This window comes from Corynebacterium sp. UBA2622 (assembly GCF_002339505.1).
Taxonomy (GTDB): Bacteria; Actinomycetota; Actinomycetes; order Mycobacteriales; family Mycobacteriaceae; genus Corynebacterium.
Genome location: NZ_DDJO01000017.1, coordinates 109,978 through 130,941 on the forward strand (window position 1 = coordinate 109,978; position 20,964 = coordinate 130,941).

The window sequence follows — 20,964 nt, forward strand, 5'->3', positions numbered from 1 at the left end:
TCATGGCGGGCGGTATTTCGGGGCAGAGGTCTGACCAGCAGCTTGTCGAGGCCTACATGGGCGGCGATCCGCGCGCCTTCGCGGCGATCGTGCAACGCCACAAGACGCGTCTGACCTACGTGGCCAGGCGCTACTCGCGCAACGAGAACGACGTGGAGGACATCCTGCAGGAGGCCCTCTTCAAGGCGTCGCGCAACATGCACACCTACCGCGCCGAGGCGACGCTGTCGACGTGGCTTCACCGCCTGGTGATGAACACCGGTTTCGACCATGTCCGCGCGTCGCACAAACGCCGGCGCGACGTGAGCATCGACGACGACGAGCGGGTCTCGGCCGACGCGAACCCGGCCCTCGCGCACGACCCCACCGCACACCTCGACCGCGCCATCGTGGTGCGCCAGGCGCTCGCCTCCCTGCCCGAGGCCCAGCGCCGGGCTCTTCTGCTCATCGACGTCGCCGGCCTGACCATCGACCGCGCCGCCGCAGAAATGGGGGTCCAGCCGGGGACGGTGAAGTCGCGCCGGGCGCGGGCGCGGGTGGCTCTGACCCGCGCCATGGAGCCGGCGGAGGCGTCGAAAAACATTGCCTAGCTCGGCAATCAGCGGGGTGTGGGGGCCCGAAGTAGACTGGCCCAACGTACAAGAACGCCCCGATTGCCTAGTTGGAAGATGTAGGACAGCATGACGAACCCCGGCTTCAACTTTGTTGTGCCCAAGCAGGACCTCACCTCCGAGCCGGAGGCCGACGCCGCCGTCGAGACCGCAGGTACCGGGGGTGAAACGGAGGTCCGCGACCTCATCATCGTCGGCTCCGGGCCCTCCGGATACACCGCGGCTCTCTACGCCGCGCGCGCCGAGCTGAACCCCCTGGTCTTCGAGGGTTACGAGTTCGGCGGCGAGCTGATGAACACCACCGAGGTGGAGAACTACCCCGGCTTCCAGAACGGCATCATGGGCCCGGACCTGATGATGGAGATGCGCGCCCAGGCCGAGAAGTTCGGTGCGGATCTTCGACCCGACCTCGTGGAGAGCGTGGACTTCACCGGCGAGGTGAAGAAGGTTGTGGTGGCCGGCGAGGAATACCGCGCCCGGGCCGTGATCCTCGCCACCGGCGCCGCGCCGCGCCACCTCGGTGTCCCGGGTGAGACGGAGCTGACCGGCCGCGGCGTGTCCACCTGCGCCACCTGCGACGGGTTCTTCTTCAAGGACCACCACATCGCCGTGGTCGGCGGCGGTGACTCCGCGATGGAGGAGGCGATCTTCCTCACCAAGTTCGGCTCCAAGGTTTCGCTCATCCACCGCTCCGAGAACTTCCGCGCCTCCAAGGTCATGCTCGAGCGCGCCCGGTCGAACGAGAAGATCGAGTTTGTCACCCACACCATCGTCGAGGAGGTCGTGGAGAAGAACGGCAAGGTCGCCGGGCTGAAGGTGTTGGACGTGCGCGACAACACCGAGTCCGTCCTGGACGCCACCGCGATGTTCGTCGCCATCGGCCACGACCCGCGCTCCGGGTTCCTCGCCGGTCAGGTGGCCACGGACGAGAAGGGTTACGTCCTCGTTGACGAGCCCTCCACCCGCACCAACGTCGAAGGAATCTTCGCCTGCGGTGACCTGGTGGACACCACCTACCGCCAGGCCATCACCGCGGCCGGCTCCGGCTGCCGCGCCGCACTGGACGCGACCCACTACCTCGAGGCGCTCGGCGCGTAACCGCCCCGCGACACCTGCCGTCCGGGGTTTCGGCGCGGGCCACGCCCGGCACTAGTGTTAAACCTGTTAACTGAAGTTGCACCCCGCCCCAGACAAAGTCAGGAGAACCCATGAGCGCCCCCATCGACGTCACGCAGGCCACCTTCAAGTCCGAGGTCATCGAATCGGACATCCCGGTACTCGTGGACTTCTGGGCGCAGTGGTGCGGCCCCTGCAAGAAGCTTTCCCCGATCCTCGACGAGGTCGCCGCCGAGATGGGGGAGAGGGTCAAGGTGGCCAAGGTGGACGTGGACGCCGAGCGCACCCTGGGCGCGATGTTCCAGGTCATGTCGATCCCGACCGTCCTCATCTTCAAGGGCGGCGAGATGGTGGATCAGTTCGCCGGTGTGCAGCCGAAAGAGGACATTGTCGCCCGCGTGGAGAACCTGCTCTAGGGCCCCGCGCCGGTACGATTAGATCCGTTCACCCTTCGTTCACAAACTGCGTTTCATCGGTCCAGGAAGGTACCCAGTGACAGAGACTCTCCGTGTAGGCGATTCGAGCGCTCGCGTGGCCGAGGTCCGCTCGACCCTTGCGCGGCTGGGCATGCTCGACGACTTCGGCGGCCACGTCAGCGACTGGAACAACCGGCAGTTCTCGCGCGAGGACCTGCTTTTCGACGACTCCCTGAGCGAAGCGCTCAAAGCATTCCAGCAGTCCCGGGGCATCGTGCCCACCGGAGACATCGACACCGTCACCCTCCGCGAGCTGCGCGAGGCCTCCTACACCCTGGGTGCCCGCGTCCTGTCCTACGAGCCGAGCCAGGTCTTCGTCGGCGACGACGTGCGCCAGCTGCAGCAGCAGCTCCAGGACCTCGGGTTCTACGCCCACCGCCTGGACGGGCACTTCGGCCCCCGCACGCACGAGGCCCTCGCGTCCTACCAGCTCAACTACGGGCTGCAGGATGACGGAGTGTGCGGCCCCGACACCCTCCACGCCCTGAGCCTGCTGGGCCGGCGCATCACCGGCGGCTCCGCCCAGGCCATCCGCGAGCGCGAGAACGTGCGGGAGGCGGGCCCCCGCCTGGCCGGCAAGCGCGTGGTCATCGACCCCGACCTGGGCAAGGACGACCGCGGCATGACGGTCACCGGCCCCTACGGCGACATCACGGAGGAGGAGATCCTCTGGGATCTGGCCCAGCGCATCGAGGGCCGCATGATCGCCGCCGGGGTGGAGACCATCCTGTCCCGCCCGCGCGGTGACAACCCCTCGACCAAGTCCCGCGCCGACCTCGCAAACAGCTTCAACGCCGATCTCCTCATCTCCCTGCAGCTGGACCGCTATGAAAACGACAAGGCCAACGGCGTGGCCTCCTTCTACTTCGGCTCCGAGGCCGGGGCCTCATCCATGACGGGTGAGACGCTCTCCGGTTACATCCAGCGAGAGATCGCGGCCCGCACCAGCCTGCGCAACTGCTTCAACCACGGGCGGACGTGGGAGCTGCTGCGCATGACCAAGATGCCCTCCATCGAGGTCGTCCTGGGTTACCTGACCAACCCCGGTGACGTCGCCGTGGTCACCGACCCACGCCAGCGCGATGCCATCGCCGAGGCAATCGTGGTGGCCATCAAGCGCCTCTACCTGCTCGAGGAGGACGACATGCCCACGGGCACCTACACCTTCTCCGAGCTGCTGCGCGAGGAGGGCGCAAGCTAACCGACTCCCCGCAGCCGCGGAATCATGACACCGAGTAGCGCGTCGTCCGCGTCGACCCCCGCCGCGTGACCTCGCCCTTCTCCACCAGGTGGCGGAGGGCCCGGTACGCCTGTTGCTGGCTCACCCCGGCCCTCTCCGCTACCTGTGCGCTGGAGGCTTCCCCGAGATCGCGGAGCGCGCCGAGCACATCCCCCCTCACCGACGCCGCGCGGCCGGCGGGCACCGCAGCAATGGTGACGGTGACCGCCTGCGAGTGCGTGCCCGAGTACGAGGGGGCGGCGAAACCCCGGGCCAGCATCTCGCGGGCCGCGTCCGCGGCACCAGTACCCGCGCCCCTGGTCACACCGGTGTGGGCAATGGCGGTGGTGAGGTGCAGCGAGCGCGGTGCGAACGACGGGGCCCCGCCCAGAACGTCCTCCGCCGTAATCCCGCGCGGCAGCGGCCCGGGGCTGGTCACGGTGCGGCGGTCCTCGTCCACGTGGACGTAGATGGCGCCCGGGAGGGTGTAGTCCCGGTGCAGGAGGGCGTTCAACACGAAGGGCAGGGCGTTGCCCACCGTCTCGGCACCCGGCGTGGCGCCCGTGAGGCGCTCCACCAGCACCGGCAGGGCCGCCCGGCTGCGCCACGTGGAGCGCGGGGTACGCGCATCCGCGACCACCACCTGGTGGAAAGGCAGGTGGCGCGTTATGGACTCCTCCGTGCCGAAAAGCAGAATGGCGCCCAGGGAAAGAGGCTCGCCCGAATCGTTGCGGAACCCCAGGGCCCGCACAAGCGAATCGTCGCCGCGCTGGGCCAGGGCTGAGTTGCCCCCGTGGGAGGCGGTGAGGCGCCGGTAGGCGGCGAAGGCCCCGGGGTCAAGATCGGAGGGCGAGGCTCCGGCTGCGGGGGAGGTCGCCCAGTCGACACCGTTGGCGTCCCGGTAGCGGGTGAAGAGCTCCGCCGGGGGCAGGCCCTCGTCCACGGCTACACCGGAGGAGTTCAGCGAGCGGGCGCGGTAGACACCCCATGCCGTCGCAACGGGTGTCGGGCTCGCGGCGACGGAGAGGGCCACGACCGGCTGGCCCTCCACGGCGGCCACTTCCACGGCGACATCGAGGGGAGGAGCGGTGTAACGGCGGATGGCCGCCGCCAGCTGAACCGGGTCGGTGTGGTCGCCGTGGAAGGGGTGGCACCCGGAGATCGAACCGTCCCCGCCGACCCCGACCAGGAGGGTACCGCCCCGGCTGTTGGCCAGGGCCGCCATTCGCTCGATCACCGCACGCTCGTTGATGTAGGCGGAGGAAACCCGACGCGCGAATGAAACGTCGATACCTTCCCCGCGTGCAATGATCTGCTGAATTTCCCCGGGTCCCATGCCGACAGATTACATCATTGTGAGCCGCGTGACTGAATGGTTGATTGAATTGATTGATTCAGCTGGCGGGTGCCCAAGCGAGAAGGTCCTCGACTTCCCGGGCGCTGAGGAGATCGCGGTCGGGCGGAAGCGGGAGGCGCAGACGGGGAACGACGGGATGGTCCTCCCGCACCTGGAAACCCGCCGACTCCAGGATGGCGGCATCCACGAGACCGATGCGCGCCGCGTTCCGCAGTACGGAGGCGGAGAGTCCCGTGCGCGCATCACCCTCGGGCCTGAGCCCGAAAACCTCAAGTGCATCGGCTCCGGCCTCTGTTGCCGCCATAATCACGGAGTCGAGGAGGACGGCCTCCCAGCCGCGGTGCTGGGCGGTGGAGTCCAGATGCATGCTTGTGATCAGCCACGCGTCCCGTGACGCCGGGGCGGTGGGCATGCGTACCGCCCCCGGGGCCTCGGCGGCGGGGCAGAAGAGAACGGTGGCGAAAGCCCCGACCGATGAATGCCCCTCGGCGATGCTGAAGCCCGCCACCGCCTGCTCACGGGCGCGTCTCTCCAGCCAGACGCTTTTGTCTAATTCCGACACAGTGTCGAAATACCGTTCCCCGAGGGGGTCCACCTCCCAGAACACGCTTTCGGCGGTGAGCCGGTGCATCCGGCCCAGGTTGGCGGCGGTGAGAGGGACCACCCGCACCCGCTCGCCCGGCCCACCCACAGCGTGAGCCCTAGTCCGCGCCCTGGATCAGGGACATGATGCGCTCGAAGTCCTCCCGGTCCCCGAACTCCACGACGATCTTGCCCTTGCGCTTGCCCATGGTCACCGAGACGCGGGTGTCCCAGACGTCCGCGAGGCGCTCGGCGGCGGCGCTGACGAACTCCGGTTGTGGCTGCGGCTCACGCTTCGGGCGCTCCGGCACGATGCCGTTGTTGTTGAGCAGCGTCACGGCCTCCTCGGTGGCCCGAACGCTCATGCCCTCGGCGACGACCCGGTCGGCGAGGTTCTCCTGGGCGGTGGCGGTGGCGTCGCCAAGCTTGATGCCCATGAGGGCGCGGGCATGGCCCGCGGAGAGGACACCGGCGGCCACGCGGCGCTGCACGGGAACCGGGAGGTTGAGAAGCCGGATGGAGTTGGTGATCACCGGGCGGGAGCGGCCGAGCCTGTCGGCGAGCTGCTCCTGCGTTACCCCGAACTCCTGGAGCAGCTGCTGGTAGGCGGCGGCCTCCTCGAGGGGGTTGAGCTGCACGCGGTGGATGTTCTCCAGCAGCGCGTCGCGGAGCATGTCCGCGTCGTTGGTTTCGCGGACGATCGCAGGGATCTGCTTCAACCCCGCCTTGGACGCGGCGCGCCAGCGGCGCTCGCCCATGATGAGCTCGAAGCCCTCCGCGGTCTCGCGGACGACAATCGGCTGGAGCAACCCGAACTCGCGGATGGAGTGCACCAGCTCGGACAGCTCGTCCTCGTCGAAGACGCGCCGCGGCTGCTTCGGGTTCGGCTGGATCTGGCCCAGCGGCACCTCCTGGTAGCGCGCGCCCATCGGCACCGGCTGCTTCACCTTCTCCGTGTCCGCGACCACGGTCGGGGCCCCGGGTATGGAGGGGGCACCCGGGATGCGCGGGCGGCCGCGGGGCGGGAGCTTGTCGCCCGGGACCGCCTGGGCGGAGGGCTTTTCCGCGGGAGTGTCCCGCGCACCCTTCGAACCGCCGATGATCACGTCGGCGGCTCCGTCCCCGAGCCGTCCGGTCTTCCCGGTCTTGTCCGTCGCCTCGGGGTTGGAGGGGATGAGGGCCGCGAGACCCCGGCCGAGACCGCCCTTACGTTCCTGCGCCATGGTTACTCTCCATCCTCCTGGACTGTCTGGTGATCATCGATGCGGGCCGCACCCGCCTCTGGTTCGACGTCGGGGGCGTCCTCGACATCCGCCGCGTCCGCCCCGTCGAGCTGCCTCGCCACCTCGGGGCTCACTCCGATCGGGCCCGTCGTCTCATGCGGCTGGTAGTCACCGCGTTCCGCCAGCTCGCGCGCGGCGTCGATGTAGGCCAGCGCGCCGCGCGAACCGGGGTCGTAATCCACAACGGTCTGTCCGTACCCGGGGGCCTCCGAGACCTTCACCGACCTGGGAATGACGTTGCGCAGCACCACCTGGCCGAACTGGTTGCGCACCTCGGAGGCGACCTCCTCCGACAACTTGGTCCGGGCGTCGAACATGGTGAGCAGGATGCCCGAGATGTGCAGGTTGTGGTTCAGGTGCTCGCGGATCATCCCGATGTTGCCCAGCAGCTGGCCCACGCCCTCGAGGGCGTAGTACTCGCACTGGATGGGAATCATGACCTCGTCGACCGCGGTCATGGCGTTGATGGTCAGAAGGCCCAGGGAGGGCGGGCAGTCGATGAAGACGTAGTCGAAGCCCTCCCGCTCGAGGAAGCCCCGGCGCAGGGCGTCATGCAGGCGATATTCGCGGCGCACGAGGCTCACAAGCTCGATCTCCGCGCCCGCGAGGTCGATTGTGGCGGGGATGCAGAAGAGGTTCGGGTTGCCCGGGCTCGCCTGCATCGCCTCCGCGGCCTGTGCCTCGCCGATGAGAATCTCGTAGCTGGAGACGGTGCCGGCGCGGTGCTCGGCACCGAGGGCGGTGGAGGCGTTGCCCTGGGGGTCGAGGTCGATCACGAGGACCTTCAGGCCCTGTCGCGAGAGCGCCGCCGCCATGTTCACGGAGGTGGTGGTCTTGCCCACGCCGCCCTTCTGGTTGGCCACGGTGATCACACGCGGCTGCGCCGGCTTGGGTAGCTTCTTCATGCCGGAGCTGAAGCGCGCGGCGCGGCGCGCCGCCGCCGCGATGGGGGTGTCATCCCACTGGTTGCTCTCGTCCACGGGACCGTCCATCTGTCCGTTCATCTATCCGCCTAACCCTGCCTGCCTCGGTACCGCGTGTGCTCCGTCCACCCCGGAGACAACTCCCTTAACCCCATTAACCCTAGTGTGTCCCAGCCACATCGGTTAGCGCCGCCGGGGGATTCGGATCAGGGTCGTCGGCTCCTCCAGTACAGAGGCGCCGACCGTGAAAACCTCCGCCTCGCCACCGCGCGCCCGGGCAATCTGGGCGCGGTCACGCTCGAGCTCCTCGGCTACGCTCGCGCCCTTCATCGCGATCATCGACCCGCCCACCTTCACGAGCGGCAGCGACCAACCGGCCAGCTTGCCCAGCGGGGCGACGGCGCGGGATGTCACGACGTCGAAAAGCGACTTCTTCTGTTCCTCCGCACGGCCGCGCACGACGGTGACATTGTCCAGCCCGAGCTGATCCTTCACCTCGCTGAGGTACGTGGAGCGCTTGAGCAGCGGCTCGATGAGGGTGATGTCCAGGTCGGGCCGCGCGATGGCCAGCGGGATGCCGGGGAGGCCGGCCCCGGAACCGATGTCGGCAACCCGCAGCCCCGAGCCCTCAACCGCCTCGGAGAGGACCGCGCAGTTGAGGATGTGCCGGGACCACAACCGGGGAACCTCCTTCGGGCCGATGAACCCGCGGATGGAGGCCACCTCCGCGAGGGAGCGGTGGTATTCGCGCGCCAGGTCCAGCCGCTCCCCGAAAATCTCCCCGGCGGCCGCGGGAACGGGCTCGGGGGCGGAAGACGCCCCGGGATCGGGTAATTCGTCTGACACGGCTGTGCTCTCCTTCGGCTGGGGTCCGGAGGCCTGCCGCGCGGCGGGCCTGCCTCGTGCCCTCCGACTCTAGTAAACAGCCCCAACACCGGCCCAATGCGCGGCCAACGGTGCAGCGTACGTCGGGGGACCGTGCAAAAGAGCCGCGGCCCGGGATACGTGGAGGGTATCCGGGCCGCGGCGGTGGGGCGCGGAAAAGCGGGGGCTAGCTGCCCTGGCGGCGTTGCTTCTTGCTGCGCTTGTCCACGCGGCGGGAGCCGACCTGCGGAGCGAGCGCGGCCTTCGCCTGACGCTTCTGCTCCTCCTCGAGGGCCTCCTCCTTGTCCATCTTGTCGTAGACGATGCGGGTCTGGAAGAAGGTCCACACGTTGTTGGCCAGCATGTAGAACAGCAGGCCGATGTGCCAGAGCGCACCGGACGCGAGGATCATGAACGGGAAGACCCAGAGCATCATCTTGTTCATCATCTGCATCTGGTTTTCCATCATCGCCGCGTTGTCGCTGGCGGGCGCGGCCGTCTTGCCGGAGGCGCGACGCTCGTTCTGGCGGTCGATGGACAACCGGGCGTTGAGGTGGGTGAACACCGCGGAGATCAGCAGCAGCGGCAGGCACACCATGATGATGTTGGTGCGGGTGAAGTCCAGCCCGGTGAAGGCACCGAAGGCGCTTTCCGGCATGGACATGTAGGCCGACAGCGGCACGCCGAAGAAGTCGGCGTCGAGGAAGGAGCGGACGTCATCCGGGGAGAAGATGTAGTTCGCGGTGTTGCGGTTGTCCTCCACGCTCATCCCGAGGGAGCCCGGGCCGGTGCCGGTGCGGTTGAAGGAGCGCAGCACGTGGAACAGACCCAGGAACACGGGCATCTGCACCAGCGGGACGATGCAGGAGGCCAGCGGGTTGGTGCCCGCTTCCTTGTAGAGCTTCTGCGTCTCCTCCGCCATCTTCTGCTGGTCGTTCTTGTACTTGGCGCGGATCTCCTGCATCTTCGGCTGCATCTCCTGCATCCGGCGCATGGACCGCATCTGGTTGACCATCGGCTTCACCAGAAGCACGCGGATGGTGAAGGTGAGGAAGACGATCGCGAGGATCCACGAGAACCCGGAGTCCGGGGAGAAGAGGTATCCGAAAATCTTGTGCCAGAACCACAGCACTGCTGAGATCGGCCAGTAAATGAAATTCAGCACTTGGGGGGGTTGCTCCTAGTCGGTGAAGTGGGGGCCGCTTCGCCACCGGCCGCGTCAGAGGCGTCCGGTGGAACCACGCTGCCGGGGACAGGGTCGTATCCGCCCGGGTGCCACGGGCCGCACTTGCTGATGCGGGCCGCGGCGAGAAGGCTTCCCTTCACCGCCCCGTGGCGCGACACTGCTTCGAGCGCGTAAGCGCTGCAGACAGGCATGAAACGACACGTTCCTGCCATCTTAAGGGGTGAAAAGTACTTTTGGTAGAGGCGCACCAGCCCCACCAGCACTTTCGCGGCGGGTCCCCTCGGAGCGGGGATTTCCGCACCGAGGAAGTTGCGGTACGCCATCACGCCTTCCGCGCGGGCGCGGCGGTCTGTTTCTGCCGGGCCTTCTCCAGCGCCCTGCCGAGCGCCGCGTGAAAGTCCCGCTCCAGCTCCGCGCTGGTCGCGGTGGCCGAGGCGGGCAGCGCGCGCACGACCACGTCGTGGGAGCGCCCGAGCTTGTCGACGCCCCCGCGGCAGACGTGCCGCAGTTTGCGCGACACCGCGTGCCGCGTCACGGCGTTGCCCACCTGCTTAGAAACCACGAGCCCGAACCGGGGTCCGCCGGTGATGGCGGTTCCGGTTCGGGTCGAAAGGTGCACCACCAGCGTCCGGGCGCCGGCGCGACTGCCCTTCCTCATCACGCGGCGAAAATCCGCGGAGCTGGAGAGCTTGTGCGCCTTGGGTAGCACTGTGGCTGGTGGGGCTTGTGGAGGGCGGCGAACTACGCGGTGAGCTTCGCGCGGCCCTTGCGGCGGCGCGCGGAAACGATGGCGCGGCCGGCGCGGGTGCGCATGCGGGTGCGGAAGCCGTGCTTGCGGGCGCGGCGACGGTTGTTGGGCTGGTAGGTCCGCTTGGACACGGGAGACTCCTTGAGGGTTGCGACGGCCAGCGGCTCCGCGCCTGGGGCGCGGAAAGCCTCCCGGGGTAGAGACCGTCCCAGTATAGAAAGCTTTCCGAGATGCGGGTGCGCCGCGACCTGGGAAGGGTCGGTGGTGCGCCTCGCGTGCAACTCCTGCGCCGACTCGCCCTGACGGGCGGCCCGGTGCACCGCGCGGGTGTTGCTCTCAAGCACATCGGGGAGGTAGCGGCACCTGATCAGCCGCGCTACTCGATGTGGCAGACCATGCCAGGTTACGTGAAATTCAGGTGCGCGGCCAAATCGACACGCGGCCCGAAAACCGGAGCGGCGGCGGGTACCCCCGGAATTACAGACCTGTGTTTTTTTGCAGGTGGACGGGCGAATCGCCGGTGCACCCTGCGCTTCGTCTCCCGGGCCCGTGCCGCGACGGCAGGCCGAAAAGTTATCCACAGGGGAGGCGGCGCTAAACGCGTGGACACAGGGCCATCCCAGCGGGTACCAATGATTCATCACCACAACTTCACACAGAGAACTACACACAGCCCTGTGGATAACTCTCAACTTCCGGTTGAGAGTTTTGCTCGGTATTTTGTGTTTTTGCAGGTGAAAAGCATAAATATTCTTTCACGTTTTTATCCACAGGTCCCTGGCCAATTGTGGAAAAGGGCTGGTGAAAGATTTGTCCACACCTGTGGATAAAGTTGTGGAACTGGAGGTCGGAGCCACCATGAATGGTGGGGAATTTGTGAATGCAGCGGTGAATCACACGCCGCCGCGCGACTCCCCGGACCGTGGCTCCCGATGCCGCCCGTCCGCAGTACACGGGCGGCGCGCGGGGGCCGGGGTGGAGGGACAGATGACAGAAATCGAGGATTGGTAAAACGTGGTGGACCAGAACATAGAGGCGCTCTGGCGCGACATCGTCTCCGAGCTGCTCGCGCTCTCGGAGCGGCCCAGCTCACCCATCCCCACCCTCACGCACCAGGAGCGCGCCTACCTGCAGCTCGTGCGCCCCGTGATGCTGGTCGACGGCTACGCGATCCTCTCGACACCCCACGCGGCCGCCAAGGCTGTTATCGAGGACAATCTCGGCACCCACATCGCCGCCCTGCTCACCCACCACCTGGGCCGGCCCTGCAGCCTCGCGGTGTCCGTGCAGCAGCCGTCCGCCCCCTCAGAGCTTGCGGAGCAGCCCTCCCTTTCCGGCCGCGACGCCAGGGAGGCCCCTGCCCCGGCGCAGCAACCCGGCTTCCCGGGTGAAGCGGGTCAGCAGGCCCCGCAGGCCGCCGCCGACGAGTGGTACCCCACCCGGAGCGGGGCTATGCACGGCAGCGCCGGCACCCGCCCCGGGGAGCAGATCCCCATGGGTCTCGACGAGCTCGCGCGCATCCACTCGCAGCAGCAGGTGGAGCGCCAGGGGCGGCGCCAGGCGACGGCCCACCCGACCGTGGCGCAGCGCATCCCCCGCGAGAAGCCGGCCCACGACCCGGACCGGGAGACTTCGCTGAACCCGAAGTACACCTTCGAAAACTTCGTCATCGGCTCGTCCAACCGCTTCGCCAACGGCGCGGCCGTTGCGGTGGCGGAAAACCCCGCGCGGGCCTACAACCCCCTTTTCATCTGGGGGGGATCCGGACTGGGTAAGACGCACCTGCTCCACGCTGCGGGCAACTACGCCCAGGTGCTGCAACCGGGTCTGCGGATCAAGTACGTCTCCTCCGAGGAATTCACCAACGACTACATCAACTCGGTGCGCGACGACCGGCAGGAATCCTTCAAGAGGCGCTACCGCAACCTCGACATCCTCATGGTGGACGACATCCAGTTCCTGGAGGGCAAGGAGGGCACGCAGGAGGAGTTCTTCCACACCTTCAACGCGCTCCACCAGGCGAACAAGCAGATCATCCTGTCCTCCGACCGCCCGCCCAAGCAGCTCACCACGCTCGAGGACCGCCTGCGCACCCGCTTCGAGGGAGGGCTGATCACCGACGTCCAACCGCCGGACCTGGAGACGCGCATCGCCATCCTGATGAAGAAGGCGGCAGCCGACGGCACCCACGTGGACCACGCTGTCCTGGAGCTCATTGCCACCCAGTTCCAGTCGTCCATCCGCGAGCTCGAGGGAGCCCTGATCAGGGTCTCCGCATACTCCTCCCTGATCAACGAGCCGATCACCATGGAGGTCGCCCAAGTGGCTTTGCGCGACATCCTCCCCGACGAGGGCGACGTGAACATCAACGCCTCGACCATCAAGGATGCCGCGGCGGAGTTCTTCGGAGTGACCAACGAGCAGCTCACCGGCGCGGGGAAGACGCGCCAGGTGGCCCATGCCCGCCAGTTGGCCATGTACCTCTGCCGGGAGCTGACCGATCTGTCCCTGCCCAAGATCGGGGACGAGTTCGGGGGCAAGGACCACACGACCGTGATGTACGCCGACCGGAAGATCCGCAAGGAGATGACGGAAAACCGTGGCACCTACGACGAAATCCAGGAACTTACCCAGATGATCAAGAACAGGGCGCGAATGCGTTAACCGCGCTTGCCCGATCCCCGGCGCCGGTCCAGCCCCACCAGAAAGGTGGCTGGACGGGCGTTTTTGTCTGCCCGGCGCCGTTCTCCACAGCGTTTTTCACAGTTGTGTAATTTCCCCCATGTAATTCAATGATGTCGCGCACTATGTGCCCCACGCCACACATGCCGCCACCTGTGCACAAAGCGCGAATTCGTGTGAGTCCCCGGTGGAGAAACCCGGCCGTAGTGTGGACAGCATCCGTCCGCAAGAATCCATCCACAGGGGAGGCGGACTATTCACAACAAACCCACATCCCGAATCACATCCGTGTTTTCCCTCCTGAACACGGCAAAGAGCCCCGCATCCACAGAGTGCACAGGACTTACTGTTCTTCCCGTCTTTTACTTTGTAATTCTTCCAAGAGAAACAGAGACTGTGGACTCCCGTGCTGGCTCGCCCGGGCGGGGCGGAGGGGCGCGTCGATAAGCGGGCGGCTGCCCCGCCCCGGTAAATGACAACAAACCGCGCTGCGCCTAAGGTGGAACCAAATTACGTAATTTCGCCTTTCGCGTTCTCTGCGGGAGCGCGTGTCGACGTGCAAGGAGCCGCTCGCCGCTATGGATGACAACCGCGTGTCATTTCGCGTTCACAAGGATGACCTCTCCGACGCCGTGGCCTGGGTTGCGAGGAGTCTGCCGACGAAGAACACGCAGCCGATCCTCCGGGCGGTCGTGATCACCGCTGACGACAACGGGCTCGAGTTCGCGGGCTTCGACTACGAGGTTTCCTCACGCGTGCGGATCGGCGCGGAGGTGGATCAGCCGGGCCGCGTCGCCGTGGCCGGCAAGCTGCTCGCCGACATCGTCTCCAACATGCCGAACAAGCCCGTCGAGGTTTCCACGGACGGTTCGAAGATGCTGCTCCAGGGCGGATCGGCGCGCTTCGAACTGCCGCTGATGCCGTTGGATGACTACCCGCAGCTGCCGACCCTCCCCGAAGTCACGGGCACGCTGTCCCCGCGCGACTTCGTCGGAGCCGTGACTCAGGTGGCCTCCGCCGCCGGCCGCGACGACACCCTGCCCATGCTCACAGGCATCCACGTGGAAATCGAGGGCTCCCGGGTGCAGCTCACGGCCACCGACCGTTTCCGGCTGGCGCTGCGCACCATTTCCTGGGACCCCGTGGCGGGCGACGTGCAGGCGAAGCTGCTAGTCCCGGCGAAGACGCTGCTGGACAACGCCCGCACGCTGGACACGCAGATCGACAACCCCGTCGAGATCGCGGTGGGCAACTCCGACAGCATCGGCGGCGACGGCCTCTTCGGTCTGCACTCCGGCAACCGCGAGACCACCACGCGCATGCTCGACGCAGACTTCCCGAACATCCAGCCGCTCCTGCCCAAGTCGCACACGTCCATGGCCAGCGTCGCCATCGCCCCGCTGGTCGAGGCCATCCGCCGCGTCAGCCTGGTCGCGGACCGCAACGCGCAGATCCGCATGCACTTCCGCGAGGGCGAGGTCACCCTCTACGCCTCCGGCGCCGACTCCGGCGAGGCCACCGAGACGGTCCAGGCGTTGTTCACCGGGGCCGAGGAGCTGCTCATCGCCTTCAACTCCGGCTACCTCAAGGACGGCTTGGCGGTCATCCCCACCGACAACGTGGTGTTCGGCTTCACCGAGTCCTCCCGGCCGGCGATCATGATCCCCGCCCCCGAGGAGCTGCCCGAGGCGCAGCCGGACGGATCGTTCCCCACCCCGGAGACGGACTTCACCTACCTGCTCATGCCGGTCCGCCTCCCGGGCTAGGCCGGCCCGCACACCTCCGACGTGTACGTACGCGAACTCGACCTGCGCGATTTCCGCTCCTGGCCCGCGCTCACCCTGGAGATGCAGCCGGGTGTGACGGTCCTGTCGGGGCGCAACGGGCACGGCAAGACCAACGTGGTGGAGGCGATCCACTACAGCTCGGTCCTCTCCAGCCACCGTGTCACCGCCGACGCCCCGCTGATCCGCGCCGGGGCGCGCGACGCCCGCGTCTCTACCACAACGGTCAACGAGGGCCGCGAGCTCACGACACACCTTCTGCTCAAGGCCTCGGGGGCGAACCAGGCGCAGATCAACCGCACCCGGCTGAAATCCCCGCGGGAGATCCTCGGGGTGCTGCGCACCGTGATGTTCTCACCGGAGGACCTCCGCCTGGTCACCGGTGAGCCACACGAGCGGCGCCGCTTCCTCGACGAACTTGCCGCGCTGCGCACGCCGCGCCTCGGCGGGGTCCGCGCCGACTACGACAAGATCCTGCGCCAGCGCAACGCCCTCCTGCGCAGCTCCGCCATCGACCTGCGCCGCGGTTACGGCGACGCCAACGGTGCTTCGGCCCTGACCACCCTCGACACCTGGGATTCCCAGCTCGCACACGCCGGCGCGCAGGTCATCGCTGGCCGGCTTTCGCTTCTCGACGCCCTCGCAGCCCCCCTGACCGAGGCCTACGCCACGGTCGCGCCCGAGTCCCGGCCGGCCTCCGCGCACTACAAATCCACCGTCGAGGACGCGGTGCGCCAGCTGCTCGGCGAGCCGACGCGGGACCCGGAGGTCATTGAGGCCGCGATGCTTTCCGAGCTGGGCCGGCGGCGCAGGGAGGAGATCGAGCGCGGCATGACGCTCGTCGGGCCGCACCGCGACGACCTCGTGCTCATGCTGGGTGAGCAACCCGCCAAGGGTTACGCCAGCCACGGTGAGACCTGGTCCTTCGCCCTCTCCCTGCACCTGGCCGAGTACTCCCTGCTCGCGAGTGAGGGCACCGGCCCCGTGCTCATCCTGGACGACGTCTTCGCCGAGCTCGACGCGAAGCGCCGGGAGCGCCTCGTCGCCGTGGCGGGGGGCGCGGAGCAGGTGATCATCACCGCCGCGGTGGGCGATGACCTGCCGGCCAACCTCTCCGACGCAGTGACGGGGCGCCACAGCGTGGTCATGGAGGACGGTGAATCCCGGCTTGAGTGACCTGGTCAGGAGCACGTTCGACAATCTCCGCGAGACCGCCCGGCGCCGGGGCGTGCGGCTGCCGGACCTCACGCGTCAGGGGACGGGCGTGGTGCCGCGCTCCAGCGCGGGAAGGGGGAGCCTGGGCGGGGCCGGGGCGTCGATAAGCGTGCCCGGGCTCGACCTGGACGAGGAGAAACCGAAAACCTGGCGGGGCCGGGGGCGCCCCACCGGCCCGGACGGGCGCGCGAGGCGGCGCGGTTACGACGTGAAGGGTTTCGGCGCGCTGGTGAGCAGGGAGATCCGCGCCCGGGACTGGACCGAGAACATGGCCTACGGCTGGGTGATGGGCAACTGGGAGGGTCTCGTCGGGGAGAAGATCGCGCAGCACACCAGCGTGGAGATGATCAAGGAGGGCGAGGTCTTCATCTCGTGCGACACGACCGCCTGGGCGACGCAGCTGAAGTACATGCAGTCGACGGTTTTGTCGGAGATCGCGAAGAAGGTCGGGCCCGGGGTGGTCACCAAGCTCCACGTGTATCCCCCGAAGACCAAGAATTGGCGTTACGGACCGCTCCACGTGAAGGGCCGCGGGCCGCGCGACACCTACGGCTGAAAAGCGCCACACCCTCAAATCCGCGCGAGAAACGCCCTCTCGCTGGAGTTGCACGTTCCGTGGGTGGGACCCGCGGGGTGTAGGATGAGACGGGTTAAGGCCCAAATAGCGCAATAGGAGAGTCCGTCAAACGTGGCTACCAACGAACCGCATTATGATGCGTCATCCATCACCATCCTCGAGGGGCTCGAGGCCGTGCGCAAGCGACCCGGCATGTACATCGGCTCGACCGGCGCCCGCGGCCTGCACCACCTCGTCTGGGAGGTAGTGGACAACTCGGTGGATGAGGCGATGGCCGGTTACGCCGACCAGGTTGACGTCACCCTCCTCGCGGACGGCGGCGTGCAGGTGGTGGACAACGGCCGCGGAATCCCCGTGGAGATGCACCCCTCCGGCGCCCCCACCGTCCAGGTGGTCATGACCCAGCTCCACGCCGGCGGCAAATTCGACTCCGAGTCCTACGCCGTTTCCGGCGGCCTGCACGGCGTGGGCATCTCCGTGGTCAACGCGCTGTCCACCCGCGTGGAGGCGGACATCAAGCGCGACGGCAAGCACTGGTTCCAGAACTTCACGGGAGCGGTGCCCGAGGAGCTGCAGGAGGGTGGCAATGCCCGGGGAACCGGCACCACCATCCGCTTCTGGCCGGACGCGGAGATCTTCGAGACGGTCGAGTTCGACTACGACACGATCTCGCGCCGCCTCCAGGAGATGGCCTTCCTGAACAAGGGCCTGACCATCACCCTCAAGGACGAGCGCGTCTCCGACGAGGAGCTCGAACTCGAGGCCATCGCGGAGGAGGGTGACACCGCGGCGCTCGTCGAGGGCGACTCCTTCGACGACGTGGTCGTCACCGAGCCCGAGGACGCCGGTGAAGAGGTCGCCCCGGCGGTGAAGAAGAAGCGCGAGAAGAAGGTCACCTACCACTACCCGAACGGCCTGATCGACTACGTCGAGTACCTCAACCGCAGCAAGAACGTCATCCACCCCTCGGTCATCGGATTCGAGTCCAAGGGCAAGGACCACGAGGCCGAGGTGGCGATGCAGTGGAACGCTGGCTTCAAGGAGTCCGTGCACACCTTCGCCAACACCATCAACACCCACGAGGGCGGCACCCACGAGGAGGGCTTCCGCGCCGCGCTGACCTCGATCATGAACCGCTACGCGCGCGAGCACAAGCTGATCAAGGACAAGGACCCGAACCTCACCGGTGACGACTGCCGCGAGGGCATCTCCGCCGTGGTCTCCGTGCGCGTGTCCGACCCGCAGTTCGAGGGCCAGACCAAGACCAAGCTCGGAAACACCGAGATCAAGGGCTTCGTCCAGCGCGCGGTGAACGAGAACCTCTCGGACTGGTTCGACGCCAATCCGGCCGAGGCGCGGGTGATCATCAACAAGGCCGTGTCCTCCTCCCAGGCCCGCCAGGCGGCCCGCAAGGCCCGCGACCTGGTGCGCCGCAAGTCCGCCAACGATATGGGCGGTCTGCCCGGCAAGCTCGCCGACTGCCGCTCCAAGGACCCGAAGAAGTCCGAGCTCTTCATCGTGGAGGGCGACTCCGCGGGCGGCTCCGCCAAGCAGGGCCGAGACTCCATGTACCAGGCGATTCTCCCGCTGCGCGGTAAGATCCTCAACGTGGAGAAGGCCCGCATGGACCGCGTGCTCAAGAACGCCGAGGTCCAGGCCATCATCACCGCCCTGGGCACGGGCATCCACGATGAGTTCGACCTGGCCAAGCTGCGCTACCACAAGATCGTGCTGATGGCCGACGCCGATGTGGACGGACAGCACATCGCGACGCTGCTGCTCACCCTCCTCTTCCGCTTCATGCCCGACCTCATCGAAAACGGGCACGTCTACCTGGCCAACCCGCCGCTGTACAAGCTCAAGTGGGCGAAGGGGGACCCGGGTTACGCCTTCTCCGACGCCGAACGCGACGCCGAGCTGGCCGCCGGCCTCGAGGCGGGCCGGAAGATCAACACCGACGACGGCATCCAGCGCTACAAGGGTCTCGGCGAGATGAACCCGGGTGAGCTGTGGGAGACCACCCTGGACCCCGAGTTCCGCATCCTGCGCCGCGTGGATCTCGAGGACGCGCAGCGCGCCGACGAGCTCTTCTCCATCCTCATGGGTGACGACGTCGCGGCCCGCCGCTCCTTCATCACCCGCAAGGCGAAGGACGTCCGCTTCCTGGACGTCTAGGTTCCCCGCGCGTTTATCAACACGTAAACGTTTCGTTTTACGCGCGGTGTGGCGCTCGTCCGTCTAAACTCTGGACAATGACGAGCATCACACCCACGGGGCCGGAATCGGCCACCATCACGCTTCCCGACGGCTCGACTACCACCGTCCTCCTCTTCGCCCCGCGCGCCCCTGAAGGCGAGGTGCCGGACAAACCCCTGGTGGTCATCTGGCCCGGCTTCGGCATGGGGGCCCGCTACTACAAGCCCATGGCCCGGTGGCTGCGCGACCACGGGTTCCCCACCGCGATCGGGGAGCTGCGCGGCCAGGGCACGAGCACCGCGGTTGCATCGCGCAAGCGCCAGTGGGGGTACCACACCATGGTCACGGAGGATTACCCGCTGACCATCTCCACGGCCAAGGAGGTCCTCGGCCTACCGCGCGAGCACCCCGTCATGCTCCTCACCCATTCGATGGGCGGACAGATCGGGGCGCTGTTCCTGGCCAGCGCGGGCGCGGGGGAGCAGAACGTCGTCGGAATGATGGGCGTGGGCACCGGCAGCCCATACTGGAGGGCGTTCCACGGCAGGACGAAGGCCACCGTCGGGCTGGGCGCACCCCTCATGGCCGGGGTGGGCAAGGTTCTCGGTTTCTGGCCCGGCGGCAAACTCGACCCCGTGGGCTACGGGCGGCAGTCGGGCCGCCACGTGGGGGAGTGGTCGAAGCTTTCGCGCACGAACAGCTTCAGCCACATCCGGGGCGCGGACTACGAGTCGGCGCTGACGGAGGTGAAAGTCCCCGTGCTCCTCACGCGCTTCTCCAACGACACGGACTGCACCTACAAGTCGGCCCAGTCCCTGGGCCTGCACATTCCCGCGGCGCACCCCGACGTGGAGCAGCTGCGCGGCGAGCTGGGGCACAACAAGTGGGCGCGCAACCCCGGGATTGTGGGGCGCCGCTTCGTGCGCTTCTACGAGGAGAAGGTGAAGTAACTACCCCGCGTTGCGCTCGACGATGTCGCCCAGTTCCGGCAGGGCAGGCCCGACGATCTTGCCCGCCTTGCCGCGCAGACCCGAGTACGCCTTCGCGATTGCAGCCGGCCCCTGATCGGCGAAGCGGTCGCCGAGGCTGAGCAGGGAGGCGGTGCCATCGTCCTGCCGGGAGGCGAGGTAGTTGCCGAACCCGGCGGAGGCGGCTGGGTCGTAGTCCTCCCAGTAGGGGGTGAGCTCCCTGACAATTTCCGGCAGGAACCTGTCCACGCCCTTGCGCACCGCGTCCGCGTCGGCCTTCTTCACCGCGGCGACGGTGGACTTGACCGCCATGCCGGTCAGCCCCGACTGCCCGGCGACGGTGCTGTCCACCAACTGCGACAGCTCCGCGACGACGGTGGGGCGGGTGGTGTCTTTCAGTAACGCGCTCAGTTCATTCATTCGCCCAAGCATAGCTTTTCGACGACCCGCCCGGCCGCCCGGCCACGTGCCCGAAAACGAGAAAAAGACCCTCGCCGATGGGGGTCTTTTCCGTCCGTTGGGGCTCTTCCGCCACAGCCTCGCGAGAGCTCTCCAGTCACACGTTTCACTGCAGCCACAACAGGAACAAACTTAACATGGGCGGAAAACAGGCGCCAACCGGGTGCGCGGCCGGGTCACCGGTCTTCGGCCCATTCCGCGTAGACCGTGGCGGCCACCCGCGAGAAGCCGTCGTTTTCCCCGGTCAGCGGCCGCAGGACAGAGATGGTGCGGGCCAGCTCCGCCGCGGCCGCCCCGGCTGTGTCGGAGACGGGCACGCCGTGCACCCGGGCCCCGGGCACGGCGGCGCAGGCCGACAACGCGGCGAAGGAGCGCACCCGCACCCTGGTGAGCGCGCAGAACTCATCGGCCACCGCCAGAAGTTGCTCGGTACTCAGGGGCCTCACCTGCCGCGCGCCTGTCGGATCCGGGCCTCGGTGGCCGCGTACTCCTCCACGCGAGAACGGGCCAGAGCGGTCACGGTGGCGTCGTCAAGCATGCGCGCGGCCGCGGTGACGATCGCGCGTCGCGCGGCCTCCTGTTTCGAACAACCCCACGCGGAGGCGAGGAGGACGAGGGCCTTGTCCTCGTCGGTGCTGAGACGAAGCGTCATAGCCATACCACTTTGATACCAGCTGCCGGCACGGTGATCGCCCCTGGGCCGGTTAGAATGGCCGGA

Annotated in this window: 22 protein-coding genes; 10 read left to right on the forward strand and 12 right to left on the reverse strand. The window is 67.6% G+C overall.

The genetic code is table 11. The features are described 5' to 3' along the window. Positions 1 to 2: 2 nt before the first annotated feature. The 4 genes from B3611_RS07515 (at position 3) to B3611_RS07530 (ending at position 3,404) form a co-directional block, all read left to right on the forward strand. The gene (locus B3611_RS07515; RefSeq protein WP_291314463.1) at positions 3 to 590 is read left to right on the forward strand and encodes a sigma-70 family RNA polymerase sigma factor; all 588 of its coding nucleotides are present in this window, start codon (positions 3 to 5) and stop codon (positions 588 to 590) included. A gap of 90 nt (positions 591 to 680) precedes the next feature. Further along, positions 681 to 1,709 (forward strand): thioredoxin-disulfide reductase, encoded by a 1,029-nt coding sequence (trxB, locus tag B3611_RS07520; protein ID WP_291314464.1) that lies wholly within the window; start codon positions 681 to 683, stop codon positions 1,707 to 1,709. 110 nt (positions 1,710 to 1,819) lie between these two features. Beyond that, complete coding sequence (trxA, locus tag B3611_RS07525; RefSeq protein WP_291314465.1) at positions 1,820 to 2,143, forward strand: thioredoxin; 324 nt, start codon at positions 1,820 to 1,822, stop codon at positions 2,141 to 2,143. Positions 2,144 to 2,219: 76 nt separating this feature from the next. Then, positions 2,220 to 3,404 carry an N-acetylmuramoyl-L-alanine amidase gene (locus tag B3611_RS07530; RefSeq protein WP_291314466.1) on the forward strand — a complete coding sequence of 395 codons (1,185 nt, stop codon included), beginning with the start codon at positions 2,220 to 2,222 and terminating at the stop codon, positions 3,402 to 3,404. A gap of 22 nt (positions 3,405 to 3,426) precedes the next feature. Here B3611_RS07530 and B3611_RS07535 read toward each other — a convergent pair whose 3' ends face one another. The 9 genes from B3611_RS07535 to rpmH form a co-directional block, all read right to left on the reverse strand. Continuing rightward, the gene (locus tag B3611_RS07535) at positions 3,427 to 4,758 is read right to left on the reverse strand and encodes an RNA-binding domain-containing protein (protein WP_291314467.1); all 1,332 of its coding nucleotides are present in this window, start codon (positions 4,756 to 4,758) and stop codon (positions 3,427 to 3,429) included. A gap of 58 nt (positions 4,759 to 4,816) precedes the next feature. Then, a complete protein-coding gene (locus B3611_RS07540) occupies positions 4,817 to 5,443 on the reverse strand; it encodes a hypothetical protein (protein ID WP_291314468.1) in 627 nt (208 codons plus the stop codon). 37 nt (positions 5,444 to 5,480) lie between these two features. Next, the gene (locus tag B3611_RS07545; protein ID WP_291314469.1) at positions 5,481 to 6,584 is read right to left on the reverse strand and encodes a ParB/RepB/Spo0J family partition protein; all 1,104 of its coding nucleotides are present in this window, start codon (positions 6,582 to 6,584) and stop codon (positions 5,481 to 5,483) included. 2 nt (positions 6,585 to 6,586) lie between these two features. Beyond that, positions 6,587 to 7,648 carry a ParA family protein gene (locus tag B3611_RS07550; protein ID WP_291314470.1) on the reverse strand — a complete coding sequence of 354 codons (1,062 nt, stop codon included), beginning with the start codon at positions 7,646 to 7,648 and terminating at the stop codon, positions 6,587 to 6,589. Between the two features lie 102 nt (positions 7,649 to 7,750). After that, positions 7,751 to 8,413 (reverse strand): 16S rRNA (guanine(527)-N(7))-methyltransferase RsmG, encoded by a 663-nt coding sequence (gene rsmG, locus B3611_RS07555; protein WP_291314471.1) that lies wholly within the window; start codon positions 8,411 to 8,413, stop codon positions 7,751 to 7,753. 205 nt (positions 8,414 to 8,618) lie between these two features. Then, positions 8,619 to 9,596, reverse strand: coding sequence for a membrane protein insertase YidC (yidC, locus tag B3611_RS07560; protein ID WP_291314472.1), 978 nt, complete (start codon positions 9,594 to 9,596; stop codon positions 8,619 to 8,621). Beyond that, a complete protein-coding gene (yidD, locus tag B3611_RS07565) occupies positions 9,590 to 9,940 on the reverse strand; it encodes a membrane protein insertion efficiency factor YidD (protein ID WP_291314473.1) in 351 nt (116 codons plus the stop codon). The genes yidC and yidD overlap by 7 nt, the downstream gene beginning before the upstream one ends. Then, positions 9,940 to 10,326 (reverse strand): ribonuclease P protein component, encoded by a 387-nt coding sequence (gene rnpA, locus B3611_RS07570; RefSeq protein ID WP_291314474.1) that lies wholly within the window; start codon positions 10,324 to 10,326, stop codon positions 9,940 to 9,942. The genes yidD and rnpA overlap by 1 nt, the downstream gene beginning before the upstream one ends. A gap of 32 nt (positions 10,327 to 10,358) precedes the next feature. Further along, positions 10,359 to 10,496: a 50S ribosomal protein L34 gene (rpmH, locus tag B3611_RS07575; RefSeq protein ID WP_019193581.1), complete on the reverse strand. Its 138-nt coding sequence runs from the start codon at positions 10,494 to 10,496 to the stop codon at positions 10,359 to 10,361. An 883-nt stretch (positions 10,497 to 11,379) separates the two neighbouring features. Here rpmH and dnaA point away from each other — a divergent pair. The 6 genes from dnaA (at position 11,380) to B3611_RS07605 (ending at position 19,769) form a co-directional block, all read left to right on the forward strand. Next, complete coding sequence (gene dnaA / locus B3611_RS07580) at positions 11,380 to 13,029, forward strand: chromosomal replication initiator protein DnaA (RefSeq protein WP_291314475.1); 1,650 nt, start codon at positions 11,380 to 11,382, stop codon at positions 13,027 to 13,029. A gap of 596 nt (positions 13,030 to 13,625) precedes the next feature. Continuing rightward, a complete protein-coding gene (gene dnaN, locus B3611_RS07585; protein WP_291314476.1) occupies positions 13,626 to 14,813 on the forward strand; it encodes a DNA polymerase III subunit beta in 1,188 nt (395 codons plus the stop codon). A 21-nt stretch (positions 14,814 to 14,834) separates the two neighbouring features. Beyond that, positions 14,835 to 16,007, forward strand: coding sequence for a DNA replication/repair protein RecF (gene recF, locus B3611_RS07590; protein ID WP_291314477.1), 1,173 nt, complete (start codon positions 14,835 to 14,837; stop codon positions 16,005 to 16,007). Beyond that, on the forward strand, positions 16,000 to 16,602 hold the full coding sequence (locus tag B3611_RS07595; protein WP_291314478.1) for a DciA family protein: 603 nt from the start codon (positions 16,000 to 16,002) through the stop codon (positions 16,600 to 16,602). Before recF ends, B3611_RS07595 begins: the two co-directional genes overlap by 8 nt. A 132-nt stretch (positions 16,603 to 16,734) precedes the next feature. Continuing rightward, positions 16,735 to 18,798, forward strand: a complete 2,064-nt coding sequence (gene gyrB / locus B3611_RS07600; protein ID WP_291314479.1) for a DNA topoisomerase (ATP-hydrolyzing) subunit B — start codon at positions 16,735 to 16,737, stop codon at positions 18,796 to 18,798. Positions 18,799 to 18,875: 77 nt separating this feature from the next. Next, positions 18,876 to 19,769, forward strand: a complete 894-nt coding sequence (locus B3611_RS07605) for an alpha/beta fold hydrolase (RefSeq protein WP_291314480.1) — start codon at positions 18,876 to 18,878, stop codon at positions 19,767 to 19,769. Here B3611_RS07605 and B3611_RS07610 read toward each other — a convergent pair whose 3' ends face one another. From B3611_RS07610 to B3611_RS07620, 3 genes are all read right to left on the reverse strand, one after another. Continuing rightward, entirely contained in the window at positions 19,770 to 20,207 is a 438-nt protein-coding gene (locus B3611_RS07610) for a DUF6918 family protein (protein ID WP_291314481.1), read from the reverse strand. It abuts the gene before it with no gap. Between the two features lie 215 nt (positions 20,208 to 20,422). Then, a complete protein-coding gene (locus B3611_RS07615; RefSeq protein ID WP_291314482.1) occupies positions 20,423 to 20,692 on the reverse strand; it encodes a TetR family transcriptional regulator in 270 nt (89 codons plus the stop codon). Continuing rightward, positions 20,689 to 20,904 (reverse strand): CopG family transcriptional regulator, encoded by a 216-nt coding sequence (locus B3611_RS07620; protein WP_291314483.1) that lies wholly within the window; start codon positions 20,902 to 20,904, stop codon positions 20,689 to 20,691. Before B3611_RS07620 ends, B3611_RS07615 begins: the two co-directional genes overlap by 4 nt. Between the last annotated feature and the right edge of the window lie 60 nt (positions 20,905 to 20,964).